The organism is Persicitalea jodogahamensis (assembly GCF_014651615.1).
In the GTDB taxonomy this organism is placed as follows: Bacteria; Bacteroidota; Bacteroidia; order Cytophagales; family Spirosomataceae; genus Persicitalea; species Persicitalea jodogahamensis.
The window spans coordinates 227,439-247,681 of record NZ_BMXF01000002.1 but is presented as its reverse complement, the minus strand read 5'-3'; the positions used below and the strand labels follow the sequence as shown (position 1 = coordinate 247,681).

Annotated in this window: 18 protein-coding genes; 16 read left to right on the top strand and 2 right to left on the bottom strand. The window is 52.4% G+C overall.

Annotation, left to right across the window (positions count from 1 at the left end; genetic code table 11):
• Positions 1–10 precede the first annotated feature (10 nt).
• From IE117_RS11150 to IE117_RS11110, 9 genes are all read left to right on the top strand, one after another.
• Positions 11–1,402 carry a DUF3748 domain-containing protein gene (locus IE117_RS11150; RefSeq protein WP_229580738.1) on the top strand — a complete coding sequence of 464 codons (1,392 nt, stop codon included), beginning with the start codon at positions 11–13 and terminating at the stop codon, positions 1,400–1,402.
• Between the two features lie 186 nt (positions 1,403–1,588).
• Positions 1,589–1,897: a nucleotidyltransferase domain-containing protein gene (locus IE117_RS11145; RefSeq protein ID WP_189564501.1), complete on the top strand. Its 309-nt coding sequence runs from the start codon at positions 1,589–1,591 to the stop codon at positions 1,895–1,897.
• Positions 1,894–2,283: a HEPN domain-containing protein gene (locus tag IE117_RS11140; protein ID WP_189564500.1), complete on the top strand. Its 390-nt coding sequence runs from the start codon at positions 1,894–1,896 to the stop codon at positions 2,281–2,283. Before IE117_RS11145 ends, IE117_RS11140 begins: the two co-directional genes overlap by 4 nt.
• A 5-nt stretch (positions 2,284–2,288) precedes the next feature.
• Positions 2,289–3,917 carry a M1 family metallopeptidase gene (locus tag IE117_RS11135; RefSeq protein WP_189564499.1) on the top strand — a complete coding sequence of 543 codons (1,629 nt, stop codon included), beginning with the start codon at positions 2,289–2,291 and terminating at the stop codon, positions 3,915–3,917.
• A 69-nt stretch (positions 3,918–3,986) separates the two neighbouring features.
• Positions 3,987–4,220, top strand: a complete 234-nt coding sequence (locus IE117_RS11130; RefSeq protein ID WP_189564498.1) for a hypothetical protein — start codon at positions 3,987–3,989, stop codon at positions 4,218–4,220.
• Entirely contained in the window at positions 4,217–4,684 is a 468-nt protein-coding gene (locus IE117_RS11125; RefSeq protein WP_189564497.1) for a PIN domain-containing protein, read from the top strand. Before IE117_RS11130 ends, IE117_RS11125 begins: the two co-directional genes overlap by 4 nt.
• A complete protein-coding gene (dnaG, locus tag IE117_RS11120) occupies positions 4,681–6,651 on the top strand; it encodes a DNA primase (RefSeq protein ID WP_189564496.1) in 1,971 nt (656 codons plus the stop codon). The genes IE117_RS11125 and dnaG overlap by 4 nt, the downstream gene beginning before the upstream one ends.
• Before the next feature lie 46 nt (positions 6,652–6,697).
• Positions 6,698–7,690, top strand: a complete 993-nt coding sequence (locus IE117_RS11115) for an AAA family ATPase (protein WP_189564495.1) — start codon at positions 6,698–6,700, stop codon at positions 7,688–7,690.
• Positions 7,691–7,790: 100 nt separating this feature from the next.
• Positions 7,791–8,888, top strand: a complete 1,098-nt coding sequence (locus tag IE117_RS11110) for a Gfo/Idh/MocA family protein (protein ID WP_189564494.1) — start codon at positions 7,791–7,793, stop codon at positions 8,886–8,888.
• A gap of 79 nt (positions 8,889–8,967) precedes the next feature.
• On the opposite strand, the gene IE117_RS11105 is transcribed toward IE117_RS11110, so the two are convergent.
• Positions 8,968–12,924 (bottom strand): ExeM/NucH family extracellular endonuclease, encoded by a 3,957-nt coding sequence (locus tag IE117_RS11105; RefSeq protein WP_189564493.1) that lies wholly within the window; start codon positions 12,922–12,924, stop codon positions 8,968–8,970.
• Between the two features lie 226 nt (positions 12,925–13,150).
• Here IE117_RS11105 and IE117_RS11100 point away from each other — a divergent pair, with 226 nt between their 5' ends.
• From IE117_RS11100 to IE117_RS11085, 4 genes are all read left to right on the top strand, one after another.
• Positions 13,151–13,570: a hypothetical protein gene (locus IE117_RS11100; RefSeq protein ID WP_189564492.1), complete on the top strand. Its 420-nt coding sequence runs from the start codon at positions 13,151–13,153 to the stop codon at positions 13,568–13,570.
• 134 nt (positions 13,571–13,704) lie between these two features.
• Positions 13,705–14,838 (top strand): Re/Si-specific NAD(P)(+) transhydrogenase subunit alpha, encoded by a 1,134-nt coding sequence (locus IE117_RS11095; protein ID WP_189564491.1) that lies wholly within the window; start codon positions 13,705–13,707, stop codon positions 14,836–14,838.
• A 134-nt stretch (positions 14,839–14,972) separates the two neighbouring features.
• Positions 14,973–15,254, top strand: a complete 282-nt coding sequence (locus IE117_RS11090) for an NAD(P) transhydrogenase subunit alpha part 2 (RefSeq protein ID WP_189564490.1) — start codon at positions 14,973–14,975, stop codon at positions 15,252–15,254.
• A 118-nt stretch (positions 15,255–15,372) separates the two neighbouring features.
• The gene (locus IE117_RS11085; protein ID WP_189564489.1) at positions 15,373–16,767 is read left to right on the top strand and encodes an NAD(P)(+) transhydrogenase (Re/Si-specific) subunit beta; all 1,395 of its coding nucleotides are present in this window, start codon (positions 15,373–15,375) and stop codon (positions 16,765–16,767) included.
• Between the two features lie 21 nt (positions 16,768–16,788).
• On the opposite strand, the gene kdsA is transcribed toward IE117_RS11085, so the two are convergent.
• Positions 16,789–17,607, bottom strand: coding sequence for a 3-deoxy-8-phosphooctulonate synthase (gene kdsA, locus IE117_RS11080; protein WP_189564488.1), 819 nt, complete (start codon positions 17,605–17,607; stop codon positions 16,789–16,791).
• Positions 17,608–17,834: 227 nt separating this feature from the next.
• Here kdsA and IE117_RS11075 point away from each other — a divergent pair, with 227 nt between their 5' ends.
• The 3 genes from IE117_RS11075 to rnc are packed head-to-tail and all read left to right on the top strand — an operon-like array spanning position 17,835 to position 20,143.
• The gene (locus IE117_RS11075; RefSeq protein ID WP_189564487.1) at positions 17,835–18,071 is read left to right on the top strand and encodes an acyl carrier protein; all 237 of its coding nucleotides are present in this window, start codon (positions 17,835–17,837) and stop codon (positions 18,069–18,071) included.
• A gap of 48 nt (positions 18,072–18,119) precedes the next feature.
• Positions 18,120–19,373 carry a beta-ketoacyl-ACP synthase II gene (gene fabF, locus IE117_RS11070; protein WP_189564486.1) on the top strand — a complete coding sequence of 418 codons (1,254 nt, stop codon included), beginning with the start codon at positions 18,120–18,122 and terminating at the stop codon, positions 19,371–19,373.
• Positions 19,374–19,393: 20 nt separating this feature from the next.
• A complete protein-coding gene (rnc, locus tag IE117_RS11065; RefSeq protein ID WP_189564485.1) occupies positions 19,394–20,143 on the top strand; it encodes a ribonuclease III in 750 nt (249 codons plus the stop codon).
• The last annotated feature ends 100 nt before the right edge of the window (positions 20,144–20,243 follow it).

The window sequence follows — 20,243 nt, the reverse complement described above, 5'->3', positions numbered from 1 at the left end:
TACCTTGAAAATGCTGTTTGTACCGTTTTCCACTTTAATCCTATTGCTGTTCAGCGGACTGGCTTTCACTACCCGTCAGTTCACCGACACAGAACTACCCATGCCCCCCGAAACGCAGCTTACCCACAGCGCAAACGGCCATACGCTCAACAACACGCAGGTCTTTTCGCCCGACGATCAGTGGGTAGTATACGATACGCGCAATAATGACACCGAACTGGGACAGACCTGCTGCATCAGGATATTGAACCTGCAAACCGGAGAAGACCGGTTGATTTATCAGACCAAAAATCAAACTGAAAATGGTCCTGGTGTGGGGGCGGCCACTTTTTCACCCGTGCGCCCGAGGGTACTTTTCCTGCACGGATTGCGCAATGCGGATGCCCAACTACCTTACGCCATGACCCGCCGGACGGGCGTAGCCATCGACATCGACCAACCCCAAAAACCAATATTCATGGATGCCAGGGACATTTCCCCGCCTTTCACGCCGGGGGCACTGCGGGGAGGCACCCACGCCCACCAGTGGAGCGGCAACGGCGAACGCATCAGCTTCACCTATAACGACGCGGTAATGGAACGGCTGGCGGCCGCTAATCCGAGCGTGGCGGATCTGCGCACGGTTGGCGTGATGATACCGGGGGTCGGTGTGACGGTGCCAGGCGGGAACAATGAAAACGAATTCAGCGGGGAGGGATTTTCGTTCGTAGTTACGCAGGTCACGCAGTCGCCCCGGCCCGGCAGCGACGAAATCGACCGGGCCTTCGACGAAACCTGGGTTGGGCAGGATGGCTACCAAAAGCCGGACGGTAGTCGGCAGCGGCGGGCCATCGCTTTTCAGGGAAATGTACGCAACAATGCCGGACAAACGATAACGGAGGTGTTTGTAGTGGACATTCCCGAGGGGCTGCCCAAACCTCTGCCAGGCCAGCCTTTGGCAGGTACTTCTGCAACCCGCCCCAATCCCCCGGCGGGCGTTTTGCAGCGCCGAATCACGTTTTCGGAACGCGGCATCGAAGGGCCGCGACACTGGCTGCGCACCACACCCGATGGTACTTTGATCGGGTTTCTGGCCCAGGATTCAGCCGGTCTGATCCAGATTTTTGGCGTATCGCCCAATGGCGGGCCGACGAAGCAATTGACCAACCAGCCCTTTTCTATCCAAACTCCTTTTAATTTCAGTCCGGACGGCAATTCCGTGTCCTACGCGGCCGACAACTCCATTTTCATCACCGATTTGCGCGACGGCCAACCGCACCGTCTAACCCCACGCTCGACGGACGGCAATGGCCCTATCAATGGGGTCATCTGGTCAAATAAAGGCGATTGCCTGGTTTATAATCGTTACGTAAGTACTCCCCAAGGCAGGCACATTCAGATTTTTAAGCTCATGGTAAAGTGAGACCTACTTTTTCAGTAAATTGGGACATTTTCCGGCAAAATTGAAAGCGTCGGCGGCTCCCAATTTCCACCTATCCAATCAAGCTTAGTGTATTTGGCCGACAACACCGGAGGGGCATCAGCTTTTGGAGGAAAATGAATGGACATACCGGGCGATGAGTTGTAATTTACCCATCGATAGGCACTTATGAAAACTATTGATTTAAGACATAAGGTTAAGGAAACGGTCAAAGCGATTGACCCGGAAGCCCGGGTGATTTTGTTTGGGTCCAGAGCGCGAGGAGATAGTCGTCTTTCTTCCGACTGGGACTTCCTTATCCTGACCTCCTACCAAACGGACAAACACACCAAGCAACTCATCAGAGACCGACTTCTCGATGCCGAACTGGAGGCCGAACAAGTGATCAGTTCCCTTATTTTTTCGCAGGAAAAATGGCACGACTACCAAATCACTCCGCTTTATAAGAACATTTCCAGAGACGGGGTTGAACTATGAGTTATGAAAAAGAGGATTTAATTCGTTATCGCCTCAAAAAGTCATCGACGACTTTGCAAGAGGCAAAAGCATTGGGCGAAAACGAATTTTGGAGTGGCGCGGCCAGTCGGCTCTATTACAGTTGCTTCTACGCGGTAACTGCGCTTTTGTCAAAAGACGACATTTCAGCTTCGACCCACAATGGAGTGCGAACTGCATTTTTCAAAAATTACATCAAGACAGGAATTCTACAGAAAGAAGCCGGTAGTTTGTATTCAAATCTAATGAGCAGACGTCACGAAAGCGATTACGATGATTTCATAGACTTTTCCGGGGAAGACATTTTTCCTTTATTTGACAAGGTTCAAATTTTTCTGGATAAGATTCGAGAGTTGATAGAAAGTTAAAAAATATGCCAAGATACCTCCCATTATTCTTTCTCTTAGCCGTCTGCCCGTTGCTCCACGCCCAGACTTTCACGCATCAGGATACTCTGCGCGGGGCCATTACGCCCGAGCGGGCCTGGTGGGATTTGACCTACTACCACCTCGACATCGCCGCCCATCCGGCGGACAGCAGCATCGACGGTAGTAACACGGTGTTCTACAAAGTGTTGAAACCCTACCAAATCATGCAAATTGACCTGCAGCCGCCTTTGGCCATATCCAAAGTTACGCAGGATGGTCAGGCATTGAAGTTTCGTCGCGATGGCAATGCTTATTTTATCTCTTTGCAAAAAAAGCAAAAACCGGGTCAGGCGGAATCAATCAAGGTTTCTTATTCGGGAAAACCCAAAATCGCCACCAATCCCCCCTGGGAGGGCGGCGTGCAGTGGGTACGCGATAATCAGGGGCAGCCGTTCGTGGCGACGAGTTGTCAGGGCCTGGGCAGCAGCGTGTGGTGGCCCTGCAAGGATCACATGTACGACGAAACCGACAGCATGCTCATCAGCATCCGCGTTCCCAAGCCGCTCATGGATGTTTCGAACGGGCGGCTGCGACGCGTCACCGATAACGAGGATGGCACCCGTACTTTCGACTGGTTTGTGGATAATCCTATCAACAACTACGGTGTGAACATGAACGTGGCCGACTACGTAAGTTGGCAGGAAACCTACGATGGTGAAAAAGGCAAACTCGACCTCAGCTACTACGTGCTGCCCGCCGATTTGGAAAGGGCGAAAGAGCAATTTAAAGACGTGCCACGCATGTTGAAAGCCTTCGAATACTGGTTCGGGCCGTATCCTTTTTACGAAGATGGCTACAAGCTGGTGCAAGTACCCTACCTCGGCATGGAACACCAAAGCTCGGTCACTTACGGCAATGGCTTTATGAACGGCTACCGGGGCAAAGACTTGTCCGGCACGGGCTGGGGCCTGAAATGGGACTTTATCATCATTCACGAAAGCGGTCACGAGTGGTTTGCCAATAACATCACCTACAAAGATGTGGCCGATATGTGGGTCCACGAAAGCTTCACCAACTACTCCGAAAATCTCTTTACAGAATACTACTATGGCCAGCAAGCCGGGGCGGACTACGTCATCGGCACGCGCAGGCTCATCAAAAATGAAAGTCCGATCGTGGGAGTCTACGGGGTCAATCAAGAGGGTTCGGGCGACATGTACTACAAGGGAGGGAATATGCTGCACACGATCAGGCAGATTGTGAACGACGACGAAAAATGGCGGCAAATCCTGCGCGGGCTCAATGAAACGTTTTACCACAAAACCGTGGATGGTTCCGAAATCGAAAAGTATATTAGCAAACAGGCAGGCCGTGATTTGAGCAAGGTTTTCGATCAGTACCTGCGTGATATCAGAATTCCCAAACTAGAATATTCTTTATCAGGAAAAGACTTAAAGTACCGTTGGACGAATGTTGTTGATGGCTTCGATATGCCTGTGAAGGTCAGCCTTGCGGATGGCAAAGCACAATTTATTTATCCGGCCACTACCTGGAAAACCATGAAAACCAACGGCAAAGTCGCGCTGACAATCGACCGGAATTTCTACGTAAATGGAATGGCAGTTGATAAATAGTTTTTAAATTTGGTAGAGACAGTATTTGAAAATATCGGGTCTGAGTTTTCAATAAAAAACAACAAAAAGATGCACGAAATCACCATCAGTATAGAAAACGAAAACGACCTTGAATTGATTAAGGGTCTCGCCCGGCGGCTTAGACTACCCACCTTCGAACGCCATGACGGGAAAGTGACCGCTAAGCAAAAAATTGTGTTTGACAGTCTCTTTGGAAGTTGGGAAGGAGAAAAGACCGGTGATGAATTGGCCGCAGAAATTCACAATAGTCGGCATGACTCAATGCGCGATGTGGAGTTATGAAAAACTACCTTCTGGATACCAATATTTGTGTTCATTATTTGAAGGGGCAGTATAGATTACGGGAAAAGATTAACCAAGTCGGTTTATCGTCTTGTTTTCTTTCAGAAATCACCATTGCCGAACTTCTTTATGGAGTCGCAAATAGTTCGGATGAACACCGAACCAAGAATCTTGAAAAAGTAAATCAGTTGCATGAGGCATTTGAAGGGCGTATTCTGCTGATTGGAGAATGCTTTCATGAGTATGCTTCTCAGAAGGCTTCATTGAAAAAGGCTGGAAAAGTGGTTGGCGAATTCGATTTGTTGATTGGCTCCACGGCAATTATCCGTGATTTAACGGTGGTTACCAGGAATACGCGAGATTTCATTAATTTGAAAGACATAAAATTGGAAAACTGGATTGAAGATGAACCAGGTACTGATGATGAACCCAGTGTGTCCCAGCGAACCGCCCCAAAGCCATGATAAACCCCGAAACGGTCGATAGAATCAAGCAGGCCACTGACATTGTAGAGGTAGTGGGCGACTACGTTTCGCTGAAAAAACGCGGCTCCAACTACACAGCCTGCTGCCCGTTCCATAACGAGAAGACGCCTTCCTTCAACGTCAATCCGGCGCGGCAGATTTTCAAGTGCTTCGGCTGCGGAGCGGCGGGAGATTCCATCAAGTTTGTGATGGATATCGATGGCATCGGCTACGGGGAGGCGCTCAAACATCTGGCCCAGAAGTACAGCATCGAAGTTGAGGAAGAGAAGCTTACCGACGAGCAGGAGCAGCGGCAAAACGAGCGCGAAAGCCTGTACATTGTCCTGAATTTTGCCAAGAATTATTTTCAAAAACAACTTACTGAAACCGAAGAAGGTCAGTCGATCGCCCTCAGCTACCTGAAAGAGCGTGGCTTTAATGAGACAATTCGGACGAAGTTTGAGCTGGGGTACAGTCCCGAAGCCTGGGATGCCCTCACGCAGGAAGCGTTGACCAAGGGATATAACGCCGATTTGCTCGAAAAAGCCGGGCTGATGATCCGTCGGGAAGGTAATTCTACGGGCGGCTACGACCGCTTCCGCGGCCGCGTGATTTTCCCGATTCACAATGTGGCCGGGAAAGTCATTGCTTTCGGGGCCAGGATTCTCAAAACTGATCCCAATGCCAAGGGTCATCAACCGAAGTACGTCAACTCCCCTGAAACGGACGTCTACCACAAGAGTGACGTTCTGTACGGTATCTATCAGGCCAAAAACACCATTCGCCAACTTGACGTTTGCTATCTGGTGGAAGGCTATACCGACGTAGTATCGCTGCACCAAGCGGGTGTCGAGAATGTGGTGGCTTCGTCGGGTACTTCACTGACGGTGGAGCAAATCCGGCTGATCGGTCGCTTCACACCCAATGTCACGATCCTGTACGATGGCGACCCGGCAGGCATCAAGGCCGCTCTGCGTGGCCTGGATTTGGTGCTGGAAGAAGGACTCAACGTCAGCGTCGTGACATTTCCGAACGGGGAAGATCCCGACAGCTACGTGCAGCGGGTAGGAGCCGAAGAATTCAAGAAGTACATTCAATCCTCCGCCAGAGACTTCATTAGTTTCAAAGCCGAAACGCTGCTGGAAGACGCGGGCGACGATCCCTTCCGCAGAGCCGCCGTGATTACCGACGTAGTAGGCAGCATCGTCAAGATTCCCGACCCGATCAAACGGCAAATATTTTTTCGACGTACCGCCGAGCGATTGGGCGTGGATGAGCAGACACTCATTTCGGAGGGGAACAAAACCATCAGGAAAGAGCAGGCGGCCAAAGCACGGACGCAGGATCGACAGGCGCAAACCCGCCTTCCCGATGGGCTCGGCGACCTGGCCGTAAGAGAGGAGTCCGGTCCAGCAGAACCAGTGCAAGCTCCCGTCGAGCTGACTAGGCATGATCCGGTGACGCAGCACGAGCAGGAGTGCATCCGGCTTTTAGTCAATTTTGGGCGTGAGGAACTGGAACCCAGAGTGTCGTTGTGCCACTACATGCTTAGCGAACTGTCGGGCGTGGAATTTCACCATCCCATGTACCAGCATTTGCTGACCGTGTTCCGCGAGGGTTTCTCGCGCGGCGAAATTCCTGACACGGATTATTTCCTAAATCATCCTGACCCTGATATCAAGAGCGAAGCCATCGACCTGGTCACGAGTCGCTACCACCTGAGCGAGCAGTGGAAGGAAAAGTACGAGATCATCGTCCCGACGGAACTGGACAAACTACCCGACCTGGCTTTTACCAATATTCTTCGGCTCAAAAAAGGCTACAACGAGATCATTATGAAAGAAATACACGATGGGTTGGCGAAAGTTAAAGATGAAGCCGAAACCAATGTTTTGCTGGAAAAATTTATGAGGCACAAGGCCATCGAAAAAGAAATCGCGAAGCTGCTGGGAACGGTAGTTTCTTAGAATACCGATTTTCTATTCTATCATTCACTCAATCACTCATTCGAAATTGACTTCCACATCCCCGGACTTAACCCACTTCAAAAACCTAGTCGCCAAAGTACCTGCCTTGCGGCAGGAAATTGCCAAAGTCATCGTTGGACAACAGGAGGCAGTCACTGAGATACTCATCACACTGCTGGCGGGCGGACACTGCCTGCTGGAAGGTGTCCCCGGTCTGGCCAAAACCCTCATGGTAAGTACCCTGGCCAAGACGCTCGACATGAGTTTCAAGCGGGTCCAGTTCACGCCCGATTTGATGCCGGGTGATATCGTCGGTACCGAAATACTCGAAGAAGACCACGAAACGGGACGGAAGTTTTTCAAATTCAATAAAGGACCACTCTTCGCCCACGTGGTGCTGGCCGACGAGATTAACCGCACCCCGCCCAAAACCCAGGCCGCATTGCTGGAAGCGATGCAGGAAGGTAAAGTCACCTATGCAGGTACCGACTACGCGCTGCCGCGTCCGTTCCTGATCATTGCCACCCAAAACCCCATCGAGCAGGCTGGTACTTACCCGCTGCCCGAGGCCCAGTTGGACCGCTTTCTGCTGTACGTAAAGCTGGACTACCCTTCCGAACAGGAAGAACTGGACGTATTGAAGAATACCACCGGAACGGCTCGTCCCACGCTGCAAACGATCCTGACCGACCAGGACATCCTCGACCTGCAAACGCTGACCCGACAGGTTCACATCAGCGACGAGCTGATCGCCTACATTAACCGCCTCGTCCGCGCGACGCGGCCGCTGGAAAGTCCATCCGATTTCGTGCGGCAGTGGTGCGACTGGGGTGCGGGCCCCCGCGCGGGACAGGCGCTGGTACTTTGCGCCAAAGCCAACGCCGTGCTGAATGCCCGCTTCTCGGTTGTGCCAGACGACATCCACGCGCTGGCCTATCCTATCCTGCGTCACCGCATCGCGCTCAATTTCAAGGCGGAGGCGGAAGGCATCACACCCGATCGGGTGATTGGGGAATTATTGAAGGCGGTGAAGGTTTGAGGAGAGTTTTTTATCTTGTGTGCGATGAGGCTGTAAACCATAAAGATTATTACGGCTAATAAAAGCACATCCGAGATCCTTCAAACCTTGCTCCAATGCCATGAAGAGACGACAATTCCTTTCACATGCAGGGTATTCTGCTGGCCTCTTGCTAGCCTCCTCGCCGTTAGTTTCGACGGCCAGTACTTCACCTCCCCGTAAGCTGGGCGTTGCGCTGGTAGGTTTGGGTAATTACAGTACGCGGCAATTGGCTCCGGCTTTGCAGCATACTACGAATTGCCGCCTGGCGGGAATTGTGACGGGCACAGCCGCCAAGGCGGAATCCTGGGCCAAGCAGTACGACATTCCGGCCAAGAATATTTACAACTACGAGAATTTCGAACAGATCAAGTACAATACGGACATCGACATCGTGTACGTGGTGCTACCTAATTCCATGCACGCCGAATACACCATCCGCGCGGCGCAGGCCGGCAAGCACGTGATTTGTGAGAAACCGATGGCCATTACGGTAGACGAATGCCAGCGCATGATTGACGCCTGTCGCGAGGCGGGTGTGAAACTTTCGGTGGGTTACCGCCTGTACTTCGAGCCGCATCACCTGGAAGTACGCCGCCTGGGGACAGAGAAAGTGTACGGTGCCGTGAAGATGATGGAAACCAGCCTGGGCTTTTCGATGGCCGACCCGACAGTTTGGCGATTGAACAAAAAACTCGGGGGCGGCGGGGCGATCATGGATCTGGGTGTATATGCCATTCAGGGAGCCCGGCGTGTGATTGGAGAAGACCCGGTGGCCGTAACGGCGCAGGGCTACGTGCGCGACAAGACCATTTTCAAGGATATCTACGAAACGATGATGTTCCAGATGGAATTTCCCGGCGGGGCAATCTCTAACTCAACTACCACCTACACTTCCTACGTCGATCGGCTCTACGCCACGACGGGCTACCGCTGGTTTGGTTTACAGCCAGCTTTCAACGCTACAGGTACCACGGGCGATTCGAGCGAGGGCAAGATAAGCTTTCCCACTCCCGATTTTCAGCAAATCAGACAAATGGATGCCTTTGCCCAAAGTATTTTCGACAACACCGAACCACGCGCTTCGGGTGAGGAGGGAATGAAGGATCTGCGAATTATCGAGGCGATCAAAAACGCGGCAAATACCGGGAAGCGGGTAGAGATCGAGTGGCAAAGCTGAAACCTGTCTAGCCTGAATCAAAAAAACGAGCTTCGGAAGAAATTCCGAAGCTCGTTTTGCATACTCATCAAAAAGCATTTTACTGCCGATGCACCCGCACCACTGCCTGACGGCCTGCGGCGTCGCGGCAGCGAATCAGATAAATTCCGGAGGTTTGACGATTCAGATCTACCGAAATTTCATTTGTTCCTTCGACCAGATTTTCGACGCGTTGCTGTACGGGCAATCCGGCCATATCCAGTACATCGAGTACCGCTGGTCCATCTACCACACTTTGGATGCGAAGCGTCAGCGCGCCGGTCGTAGGGTTGGGATAGGCCTGCACCGAAAGAGCAAATGGCTTCTCGGCAGAAACCTCCTCGGCACCGATGCGGGCATTGCTACCGCAACCACCGATGGTCGCGCCCAGTTTCAGGTAGCGTTCGGCGATTTTTTCCGACACACACTGCGTCACGCCGTAGTAGCAGATCGTCACGTTTTGGTTCTTGTTGCCGCAACGCACGTCATTCACGTTCACTTTCACCTGAGCTGTAGCCGTACAGTTGTTGGCATCGGTAACCGTGACCGTATAGGTAGTTGTGGCCGTAGGGCAAACCTGTACTGTTGAGCCTGAAAGGTTTCCGGGTTGCCAGAGGTAGTTAAGCGTTCCTGTACCACCCGTGGCACTGGCCGAAATATCGGTGCAATTGCTGCCAAAGCCCAGGATAACCGACTTATCAGCGACCGGTGTGACGGCAATAGCCGCTGGTTGAGAAATGGTCACGCTGTCTTTGGCCACCTGGCCCGCCTGGTCCGTGACGGTTACCACGTACTTTCCCGCTGGCAGACCGCTCAGATCCTCGACTGTAGCTCCGTTAGACCACGAGAAGCTGTAGGTGGGCTTGCCACCACTCACGGTCAGTTCGATACTACCCGTAGTTCCTCCGTTGCATAGGACGTTCGTAGACGAAGTGATACTCACCACCAGCTCGGGTACTGGTACAGTCAGTGATAAGCCTACGATGACCGGGTCATGGTCAGAAGTGCGGAACTGATCTGGGTTATAAAGGCTGTTTTGCTGACCAACTGTTTTGTTCTCGGTGTTGTAGTCCAGCACAAGAGGCTCGTCGGCGTTGATGTGCCATTTGGTGGCACCCGTAACCTGCGATACCATGGAAGGACTACCCAGTGCATGGTCGAGCGCACCGAAGAAACCGTCGAACACGTAAGAATAAGTCGTGTTCGGTACCAGATTGACGTAACCCGCATTTTCCAGCGCGGTCAGCGGATCCTCTTCAGCGTAGGCATTCAGGTCGCCCAGCACCAGGTAGTCAGCGTCGCTGGTTCCGGTGGGGTTGGTCGCCAGCCAGGCGGCCAGATCCTGCGCCTGCCGGGTGCGGGTACCGTTTGAAGCACCCTGGCCATCGTTTATATCGGCATCGCCCGCACCGCCCGCGCTGGAACCTTTGGATTTCCAGTGGTTGGCTACAACCGTAAATTCGGCATTCGTGGCATTTTCCTTGAATGTTTGTGCCAGTGGCTGACGTCCCGTGGCGTTGAAGGCAGCGCTGGTAGTCAGCGTGGCGGCTGCACCCACGGGAGTGACCTTGGCGGGCTTGTAAATTATGCCCACTGTGATTGCGTCCGTAGAAATGCTGGTACCTGGATCAATGATGGCAAAGGTTCCCGGTGCGGTAGCAGCGTTCACTCCATTCACCAGATCCTGAATGGCACTGTTGGCCCCGTATCCATCATTTTCAAGTTCGTTAAGCGCAAAAACATCCACGCCCGATTCCACAATGGCTTTGATCGTCTTGTCGCGTTGCCGGGCAAACTCGGTTGGCGTGTTAGCGCCCCGTGCAGTCGGGAATCCGCCCCCCGTTCCATTGCCATTAAAATAATTCAGCAGGTTGAAACTACCTACGTGCAACGTGCCGCCTACCGCCGGAGGGTTGGCCGGACGCTGATTTGTGGGCATAAAGTTAACGCCCGTGGTAGTTTGTAAACGGTACCCTTCGAAACGCTCGTCCAGGATAGCCGTAACGCTGCTCACTTCGTCGCCACCGCGCAACGTATTGTTTGCGCTCAGTGGCTGCCCCCCGCGGCCAAAGATAATCGGATCTGGATTGCTCACAGAACTTCCATCGTCGAGGATGATTTTCCGTTTGGCAACCTCCGCCAGATAAGCGGAAAAACCAGCAGTACTTGGTGCGTTGAACTGAGTGTATTGGTCGAGACGGGCATCCGTGCCCGCCACGTTGCTGGCTCCCGTGGCCGAAAGTACCACCTGACCGAAACGTCCCAGTTGGAAGTACTCCGTAACGGCCAGATTGCCTTCGGTCGCGCTTACTTCCACCAGCATACCTTCATAACGCTCGAGGTCGCTGACATTAGCGACGGGTAGTTTCACGGTAACCACTGCGGGCAGTGGTGCTCCGCTGCTGATTACAGAAGCGCTGGTAAGGTCGGCCAACTGAGTGAGGCTGCTGGAGCCGCTGGTAAACTCGGCGACTGTACCTGTCACCTGCACTTTATCCCCGACGGAGGGAGTTAGTCTGGCACCAGGATCATACACGAAAATACCTTCCGAGGTGGCAGGGTCGGCGTCAGCGTCGGCGTCTTCTTCCTGCACATAGAAACCATTGAGTTGGGTAGAACCGGTGAACGTCCGGGTCACGACGCCTTCGATGGTTACCGCGGTGTTGGTCAAAGGCGATGTAGCACCGTTGCCCTGAATGACATGAATGAATCGAGCGGTGGGCTCGGTGGGGGGCGTTACGATTACCCCATTGGCTGCATTGGGAGTTGGGGCAAGCGCCTGGTAGGCACTGGTGTTTCGCAGGCCGCCCGCGCCGTTGGGGATTCGCTGCAGTGAATGAATAGTCGGATCACCGTCTCCATTTTCATTGATTTGGGCTTGTCCGGGAGTAAGCACGTCTATCAGTCCGCTGTCATCGCTATCGTTTGTATCGTAAACAATGGCGTCCAGCAAATTCGTCTCTGTGACCGACGTGCCGTTTGGAAAATCACTGGCATTAGCCCGGTACAGGGCCACGGCATCCGCTCCGTTTTGTAGCGTATTACTCGAAAAAGTGATCCCTGCATCCACACCGGGAACCCCCGAATTGCCCAGTACGAAGTAGCCATCGGCGTTGGTCGTCTTGCCATCCAAATCGTATGCGGCATAAGATACATCGCCATTGCCGTTGAAAAGCACCACCACCAATCCGCTTAGGTCGGTATTGCCCACCCCTCCGTCGTAAAGTTCGATGAACTCAGCCGCATCGTTAACGGGCTCTGTCGGACTATCGGAGTCTATCTCGTTGATCACCACGATGGGGGCCGTGGCAGCGCCATTGGGCGTCAAGCTGAAATCGTCTACAGCCAGCCCATCATCAGCGCCTGACGCATCCGTATCAGTAAATCGAATCCAGAAAGTAGCTCCATTGGCGATTGACAATCCGGTAATCGTACCTGACAGATTTGTTCTATTCTCACTAATATTTCCATCTCTGACTCCCGCAGTAGCCGTAAAAGGTGTTATGAAATTAAGTTGCGAAACGCCCGTCCAACTGCCCGTAGTCAGGTTAGTCGCATCAGTGCTGTACTCAAAATTCAGTTGGTCGGTGCGGTTGGCCGTTCCTAACCGCCACTCCTCTCCTGTATAACTAATTTCAATCGAAGCGATTGTACTCCCGGTGTTATTAGTGAAGGAAGCCCCAAAAACGGGGACCAGAGATCCGCTTCGCAATCCTCCTATTGCCCGATCTGTACTACCCGTACTTCCAAAACTGTACACATCGCCCGAGTTATCACTCCCAGTACCCACAGCATACTGGCCATTATTTCGTACGCTGCTTCCCGACTCGCTCAGAAACCATCCGGAAATAGTAAGATCATTCGTCGTAGAACTTGCCGTATTCGACAACGTGTTAAAATCCTGAGTATAGGCGGTTCCGGAGGTAGTAAGTGATATACTTTGACCGAAGATATGCCCGGAGCCCAGGAGTGCGGGTAGAATTAGAAAAAGACAGAATTTTAGTAATTGTTTGTTCATAGGTTCTATTGATTTAAGGTTTGTTTGTTGATGAGCCGCAAAAATAGGCGGGATGCTAATTCGTTAGTGTTATCAAATTGTTACCAAACTGCTAATAACCCCTGAGTACCCGTATAGTTTTCAAAACCGGCCGATGGCGTCTGCTAAATTGGCTTACTCGCGGATTCTTGTTTATTTTGGAGTCATTTCAAGCTCAGAAAAGGTCAAGCGGTTCAACGAATTTCATATGCAAAAGACTGTCGTTTTTTTATTCGTGATCGCCGTAATGATGGGCCTGGGTAGTTGTGCCAGGGAAGACGCCCCACCGGGCGTAGCTTACCCGCCGCTGGTTGGTACCTGGAAACTCGTATTGAAGAACGTGCCGAACGATTCTTCCTTTACCGTCAAAAAGATCGAAGCAATCGACCCGCAAACCCTTACGTTTGAAAACGACGGCAAAATGTCGTCTATGGGAGAGGAAACCAGCTATTACCGCAGCAGCCAGGCTTATCGGGTAGATTCTACCCGCAAAGGGCAGCAGATCGGCTTCATTCAGGGCAACGTGTATTCCCCCTTCTATCAAAACTTCATCCTCAGGGCGGATTCGCTCACTTTACTTCCCTGTCCCAATCGGGAATGTGACTTAATTTTTGTAAAAAGTAGATAAATCAGATCCCCATTCAGTAATATTTGTGCCTTTGCGCCTTCTATCCTGAATCACTACGGCGAAATATTAGGTGCTTCCTTATACATTTGTCGTCTCGATTGACAGACTCTTTTTACAAAACCCCGTATCTACCCTTGAAAATAGCTGTTCCCAAAGAAACCAAGCCTTTCGAAAGGCGCGTTGCCCTTACACCCGACGTAGTCAAGTCCCTCCAAAAAGCCGGCTTCACGTGCCTGATTGAGACTGGAGCAGGTGAGGCTTCTTACTTTTCCGACGAGAAGTACCACGATGCCGGGGCGGGCATCGCTCCCACCGCCCAGGCTGCATTCGCCGATGCCGATGTCATTCTGAAAGTCAACGCCCCCACCGAGGAGGATGTAGCCGCGATGAAAGAAGGCTCAATCGTCATTTCTTATCTCTACGCCTATACCATTCCGGAGGTTGTGGCGGCATTGAACAAAAAGAAAATCACGGCCTTCTCAATGGATGCCGTACCGCGCATTTCGCGGGCCCAGAAAATGGACGCGCTTAGTTCCCAGGCCAATCTGGCGGGCTACAAAGCCGTAATTCTTGGCGCTAATGCGCTGGGCAAAATATTCCCTTTGCTGATGACTGCCGCCGGCACCATCACGCCCGCGCGAACGCTGGTGTTTGGCGTGGGTGTAGCTGGCTTGCAGGCCATCGCCACGGCCAAGCGGCTGGGCGCGGTGGTGGAAGCCACCGACGTGCGGGCCGAAACCAAAGAGCAGGTCGAGTCGCTGGGCGGGCGTTTTCTGCAGGTAGAAGGCGCCGAAGGTGTAAAAGTGGAAGGCGGCTATGCCAAAGAGGTTTCGGCCGACTACCTCGAAAAGCAGCAGGCGCTCATTAAAGACCGCATCAAGGAAGCCGACCTGGCTATCACTACGGCGTTGGTTATTGGCAAAAAAGCTCCCGTTCTCATTACCGAGGACATGGTCAAGAGCATGAAGACGGGTTCCGTCATTGTGGATATGGCCGTGGAGTCGGGTGGCAACTGCGAACTGAGCGAATTCGGCAAGACCGTGGTCAAACACGGCGTAACGATCATTGGCGAGGCCAATATGCCCTCGCTCCTACCCGTCAACGCCAGCGAACTCTACGCCAAAAATATCTCTACGCTCCTGCTCCACCTGGCCACCAAAGATGGCTTTAAGTGGGAAATGGAAGAAGAAATCACCCAGGGTAGCCTTATCACGCACAATGGTGAATTAGTGCATGGGTTTACAAAAGAAATATTGGCCCGGAAGTGAACCATTTGCCTTCGTGGGTTAAGGGTGAAACCGTTAAACGGCGTTCTATCGCCATCCTCTGTTCCGCCCAACTTTACATTAACTGCCTTTTGCCGTTCAACCATTAACCGTTTTACCCAAAAACCAAAAGCATTATGTCCCTAGAAAATTTCATTTTCCTGCTCTACATCCTCGTGTTGGCGAGTTATTGCGGTTTTGAGCTGATCGCGAAAGTACCACCAACCCTGCACACGCCACTAATGTCAGGCTCCAATGCCATTTCGGGCATCACCATCGTCGGGGCGATTTTGTGCGTGCGCGAAGGAGATATCAGTAAGTACCTCGGCATGGTAGCGCTGGTCATGGCGACGATCAACGTCGTCGGTGGCTATGCTGTTACTGACCGGATGTTACAGATGTTCAAGAAGAAGAAATAGATTCTGAACACTGGATTTTGGATAAAAGACTTCTCAAAGTCTGATCCTTCTCCCAAAAAGCTTTGGACAATATATTTTACCCTCAATAATAGCCGACTGCCGAAAGCCGACTGCCCTTATGAACATCATTATCCAACTTACCTACCTCATCGCCACGATCATGTTTATCGTGGGTATCAAGAAACTTAACAAAACTCAGGAAGCTCGACAGGGTAATATCCTGTCAGCTGTCGCCATGCTGCTGGCGGTGCTGGCTACTCTGGTGGATTCGGGTCTACTGACGCCCATCGAAACATTCAGCTGCATGCTCGTCGGAGGGGCCATTGGCCTGGTATGGGCGCGGCGCGTCGAGATGACACAAATGCCTGAGATGGTCGCCATTTTTAACGGCTTCGGCGGCGCGGCCTCCCTGTTCGTTGCCTTTTCCGACTACTGGACCCGCGCTGTGGAGCAGCCCGACCTGTCCACCGATCTGATTACCATCATTAGTATTCTGCTTTCGGTACTGATCGGCGGCATCACCTTCACGGGTTCACTGACGGCCTATGGCAAACTAAGCGGGAAAGTGAGCGGCAACGCCATCGTTTTCCAGGGCCAGCATTTGGTAAATCTTATCTTACTGCTGGTCGCCGTAGCTTGCGGGGTACTTGTCGCGATCAACACGAGTTCGGTCACGGCCATGCTCGTGATGGGCGCGGTAGCTTTGGTACTGGGCATTTTGGTAGTGATTCCGATCGGCGGAGCGGATATGCCTGTCGTCATTTCGCTGCTCAACTCTTACTCCGGTATGGCCGCCTGTACGACGGGCTTTGTCCTCAACAACAGCGTCCTGATCGTGACGGGCGCGCTGGTAGGCGCGTCGGGTATCATCCTGACCCAAATCATGTGTAAAGCCATGAACCGCTCGCTTATCAGCGTGTTGCTCGGTGGCTTTGGGGCTACCTCGGGTGGCGCGGCAGCGGGCGGCGACGGTACCGAGATGGTCGTAAAGGAAGTGGGCGTAGAGGAAGCCGCCATGATCTTCGATTCCGCTTCGTCGGTAATCGTGGTGCCGGGCTATGGCATGGCCGTGGCGCAAGCGCAGCACGTGGTCCGCGAGATGATGGATCTTTTGGAGAAAAAAGGAATCAATGTCCGCTTCGCGATCCACCCGGTGGCGGGCCGGATGCCCGGTCACATGAACGTGCTCTTAGCGGAATCGAACGTCCCCTACGACAAACTCATCGAGATGGAGGAAATCAACGACGACTTCGGCAACACTGATGTAGTTCTGGTAGTTGGAGCCAATGACGTGGTTAACCCCGCCGCCCGAACCAACCCGGCCAGCCCCATCTACGGGATGCCGATCCTGAACGCCGACAAAGCCCGCACGGTGATTGTCAGCAAGCGCTCGATGGGCGTCGGCTATGCGGGCATTGAGAATGAACTCTTCGGCTATCCCAACTGCCTGATGCTATTTGGGGATGCTAAATCAACCTTGACGAAGATGGTGGGGGAGTTGAAGGAGATGTAGGAGCCACGACAAAGTGATCAGTCATTTCTCATTCAAAGCCTCTTTGATTCGCACCAATTGCGTCAGCAATGCTTCTAGCTGATCCAGAGGCAGCATATTGGCCCCGTCGGACTTAGCTTCGGCGGGGTTAAAATGGGTTTCGATGAACAGCCCGTCGGTCCCTACGGCGATGGCGGCTTTGGCGATGGTTGCAATGAGCCGGGGTTTCCCGCCCGTCACGCCACTACCTTGATTGGGCTGCTGCAGGGAATGCGTACAGTCCATCACCACCGGAACGCCGAATGATTGCATTTCCGGCAGGTTACGAAAATCCACCACCAGATCGCCGTAGCCGAAGGAGTTGCCCCGGTCGGTCAGGATCACATGCGCGTCAGGATTGGTTTCCCGGATTTTTTCTACCGCAAACTTCATCGAACTACCCGACAGAAACTGGCCTTTTTTCACATTCACTGCTTTACCCGTCTGGGCGGCGGCGACCAGCAAATCGGTTTGGCGGCAGAGGAAAGCGGGAATCTGCAACACATCCACGTACTCAGCGGCCATCGCCGCTTCGCCCGATTCATGAATATCCGTCACGGTCGGGATGCCGAAGGTTTCACCTACTTCCTGCAAAATGCGGAGGGCCTTCTCGTCACCGATTCCCGTAAAAGAATCCAGTCTGGTACGATTGGCTTTGCGATAGGAGCCTTTAAATATATAAGGTATCCGGAGACGTTCGGTGAGCTCGACGATGCGTTCAGCGATGCGCAGGGCCATGTCACGGTCTTCGATGGCGCATGGACCAGCCATCAGAAAAAAACGGTTGCTGTCGGTATTTTTAAGTTTTGGGATAGCATGCATACAGGTAAAAAGACAGGTTGTGAATATTTCCCAAAGGTACATTTCTCCGCTTTGTTCTCCATTCAAACCATGGAATCAGAGAATAAAGAATGCGCAAATCGTTGATTTACTGCTTACTTTTTTGTTTTTCAGGTAAATGGGTGGCAGGAAGGAGGGTAAAATATTGTTTGAAAAGTGGTGCGAAATATCTTTCTTTGTGGCGTTTTTAACCAAAAAGCGTTCACAAAATGTCAGAAATCGCAGAAAAAGTTAAGCAGATTATCGTCGAGAAACTCGGCGTAGAGGAGTCCGAGGTTACGACCGATGCCAGCTTCACCAACGACCTGGGAGCAGACTCTCTCGACACCGTCGAGTTGATCATGGAATTCGAGAAAGAATTCAACATTTCCATTCCCGACGATCAGGCTGAAAACATTGGCACAGTAGGTCAGGCGGTAACCTATCTCGAAGAAAACGCGAAGTAGTATCAGAGATATCTACTGTCCGTGACCTCTTCATTTTAAACCTATTTTATGAGTTTTAAGCGTGTTGTAGTTACTGGTTTAGGCGCTTTGACGCCGTTGGGGAACGATGCTCCCACTTTTTGGCAGAACCTGGTGGCGGGGATCAGCGGTGCTGCGCCCATCACGAGATTTGACGCCGAGAGGTTCCGCACCAAGTTCGCCTGCGAAATCAAGGGCCTTGATATGAACGACTACATTCCTCGTCAGGAAGCTCGTAAAATGGACCCTTTCACCCAATATGCGGTCATTGCGGCCGATGAGGCAGTAAAAGACGCCGGCTTTGCGCCCGACCAACTGGATCTCGACAAGGCCGGCGTCATCTGGGGTTCCGGCATTGGCGGCCTGAAAACCTTCGAGGACGAAGTGATGAACTTCTCCGAAGGCGGCCGCAATCCCCGTTTCAATCCCTTCTTTATTCCTAAAATGATCGCCGACAGTGCTTCGGGCGTTCTATCTATCCGCTATGGTTATCGGGGACCTAACTTCATTACCGTATCGGCCTGCGCTTCTTCTACCAATGCTATCATCGATGCCTTCTACTACATTCGTCTTGGTGTTATGAAGGTATGCATCAGCGGTGGTTCCGAAGCGGCAATCACCAATGCGGGTGTTGGTGGTTTCAATGCCCTCAAAGCACTCTCCGAGCGCAACGACTCACCCGAAACCGCTTCCCGCCCTTACGACAAGGATCGCGATGGTTTCGTACTGGGTGAAGGCGGTGCGGCGTTGATCCTGGAAGACTACGAACACGCCAAGGCGCGCGGGGCAAAAATATATGCCGAGATTATCGGTGCAGGGATGTCCTCCGACGCTTACCATATTACCGCCCCGCATCCTGATGGTACCGGCGCTTATCAGGTGATGAAAAATGCAGTGGAAGACGCTGGCATCCGGCCCGACGAAATCGACTACATCAATACCCACGGTACTTCCACACCGCTGGGCGACCCGCAGGAAATCAAAGCCATCGAGCGGTACTTTGGCGATCACGCCTACGCAATGAACATCAGTTCTACCAAGTCCATGACCGGCCACCTGCTGGGCGGAGCCGGGGCCATCGAGGCAGCGGCCTGCATCCTGGCTATTCGCGACGGCGTTGTCCCCCCGACCATCAATCACTTTACCGATGATCCTGAGATCGACCCGCGGCTGAACCTGACTTTCAATAAGGCCCAGGAACGCAAGGTGGATATTGCATTGAGTAATACCTTCGGTTTCGGCGGTCACAATGCATCGGTCATTTTCAAGAAATTTGAGGAATAAATCACGCAACATTACTGATTTTGAGGAAGCGAATTCTTTTACCCATTCTGTCGCTTTTCAAGTCGGGAAGTAGCGAGGTCGAGAAGAATTTCAAGCAGGCAATCGAACACATTCTGGGTGAAAGGCCAGCCAACCTGAGCGTGTATCAGCTGGCATTCCGGCACACGTCGGCCTCGCGCCCTACGGCCATTCAGGGCTTCCGCGAATCCAACGAGCGCCTCGAATATCTTGGCGATGCCGTACTGGGCATGATCGTGGCCGAGTTTCTCTTCACCAAGTATCCCTATAAAGACGAAGGCTTCCTGACCGAAATCCGCTCCCGGATCGTCAACCGCGAATCTCTGGGTCAAATCTCCCGCAAGCTGGGCCTGGACGCCCTCATCGAATACGACGGCGGGCGGCGGGGCCGCTCCTCGCGCTCCTCCATGTTTGGCGATGCCCTCGAAGCCTTTATCGGCGCTATCTACCTTGACAAAGGCTTTAGGTTTACGCGCAAATTTGTGATCAAAAAACTCCTGACGCACTACGACCTCGAAGACATCATCGAGAATAAGACCAACTTCAAAAGCCTCATCATCGAGTGGGCGCAGCGCGAGAACAAGGAGCTCCGCTTTGAGGTACTATCCGAAAATGGCGATCGCCACCACCGCGAATTTATTTCCCAACTTTTCGTTGACGACGAACCCTTTGCCATCGGCAATGGCTTCACCAAAAAGAAAGCCGAGCAGTCGGCGGCGGAGAAGGCCTGCGGAGAGTTGTCGTTAAAGTAGGTAGTTATACGTATCGTAAAAGCGGTTATACGTTTTGTACATTTCTCCCTGTAATCTTTCCTCATAATAGCCTTTAATTGGCTAGTTCGCGCTGAATCTA